This window comes from Microcystis sp. T1-4 (assembly GCF_000297435.1).
In the GTDB taxonomy this organism is placed as follows: domain Bacteria; phylum Cyanobacteriota; class Cyanobacteriia; order Cyanobacteriales; family Microcystaceae; genus Microcystis.
This window is the reverse complement of the sequence record NZ_CAIP01000329.1, coordinates 1-1,653: the sequence shown is the minus strand read 5'-3', so window position 1 is coordinate 1,653 and position 1,653 is coordinate 1. Positions and strand designations below refer to the sequence as shown.

Here is a 1,653-nt window from a genome sequence, read left to right as displayed (position 1 = left end):
CTATCAGTTGAAAGTGTTTCAATATTAGGCAAAAAAAATTCTTATCCGACTCCCTTATTCACAGGTGTTATCTAAACAACCCATCGAATCAAAAAATACTCGTTAATTGTAGTTAAAATCCATGAAAAACTTTCTCAAAAGTATGGCATCACCTTGGCAAGCAATCCCAGAGATTCTCAAAAACCTTAAGTCTCTGAATAGTTCCTCCTCAAAATATCAAGATATACTAACAGAGTTACAAATTGATAATTATCTGCTAGAAAACTTGCATAAAAACCCAAAATATGATAGCCCTAAAAAACTAAACCGCTACGAATTTAAGGTTTTTTCTCAAGCGGGGGAAGATGGCATTATTAGCGAAATTTTTAATCGCATTGGAACCACAAATAAATTCTTTGTGGAATTTGGAGTTGGCAACGGTTTAGAAAATAATAGTACCTATTTGTTAGTGAAAGGATGGCAAGGTTATTGGATTGAAGGCAGTGAGCGATTTTGTAAAAGTATTCGCCAATCTTTTGAAGATTTAATTGCTAAGCAACAATTAAATTTAAAAAATACTTTTATCACTGCCGAAAATATTGAAGACTTGTTTCGAGAGGGCAATGTACCGACAGAATTAGATTTATTATCCATTGATATTGATGGTAATGATTATTGGGTCTGGCAAGCAATTACTAATTATCGTCCCCGGGTGGTAATTCTTGAATATAATGCTATTTATCCCCCCGAATCCAGTTGGGTGATGCAGTATAATCCCAGTCACCAATGGAAATATAATAGTCATATGGGATCAAGTTTGAAAGCTCTAGAAAAACTTGGTCATCAAAAGGGTTATAAATTGGTAGCTTGTAGTTTTTCGGGAGTGAATGCTTTCTTTGTGCGAGAAGATTTACTCGCAGATCATTTCTGTTCCCCTTTTAGTGCTGAAAATCATTACGAACCCGTGCGCTATTTTCTTTGTTCCCAAAAAGCTGGCCATCCCCGCGCTTTTGGCCAATTTAAGACTATATGAATCAGGGAAATTAACCGATAATTAATAACTTGTTGGTGCGGGTTAATTTAAGCAGCAACCAGGGTGAGAGCATCTTAAACGCTATTGACAATTGGCCAATTTTGTGATCCGTTTGCTGTGCGGCATTGCAAGTGATACCAGTCAATCAGAATAGTCACGAAATCGACCAAATGGGTCGATTTTTGCTTAACAATTGAGATGGGCAATTTTCCTCAAATATGTCTGAATCGCTCTCTGGACAAGCAACTCACCTAAAGTTCATTTTGTCAAGGATTGTTAAGATGCGCTTACCCTGTTGAGGATTGCTGGAGGTAATTTTACGGACAAGTCTGACAAAGTTTGATAGGCTTGTCAAGAAAATCCCTCCTCTGTGAGCATCAGAAGTGAGGAAACCGATCTCAAACAAGGTAACACAGACCATCAGGAGTTAACAAGCCTTGAATTACTCTGATTTTATATTTTGAATGAGCGGCTGGAAAAGGAATCTCCTAGCCACTATCGTTATCGTCATCGATATTCTCGTCCTCGCCTACTTCAAGTATTTCGGCTTTTTCGTCCAGGAAATCATCGGATTATTCGTTTCCCTCCCCCTTGACTGGCAGGAACTTTCTCCGATTCCCGTGCCTAGCCAAATCCCACCA

The 1,653-nt window shown here is 38.2% G+C and carries 1 protein-coding gene and 1 pseudogene; both read left to right on the top strand.

Translation table 11 applies throughout. The features are described from left to right. Positions 1–121: 121 nt before the first annotated feature. Positions 122–1,012, top strand: a complete 891-nt coding sequence (locus MICAI_RS16865) for a hypothetical protein (protein ID WP_008204937.1) — start codon at positions 122–124, stop codon at positions 1,010–1,012. A 464-nt stretch (positions 1,013–1,476) separates the two neighbouring features. Beyond that, a pseudogene (locus MICAI_RS25995) lies at positions 1,477–1,653 on the top strand (MBOAT family protein); the annotation flags it as partial.

Bases quoted from the DNA above. Each gene is read 5' to 3' on its own strand.
- MICAI_RS16865 (WP_008204937.1), top strand. From the start codon at position 122: ATGAAAAACTTTCTCAAAAGTATGGCATCACCTTGGCAAGCAATCCCA.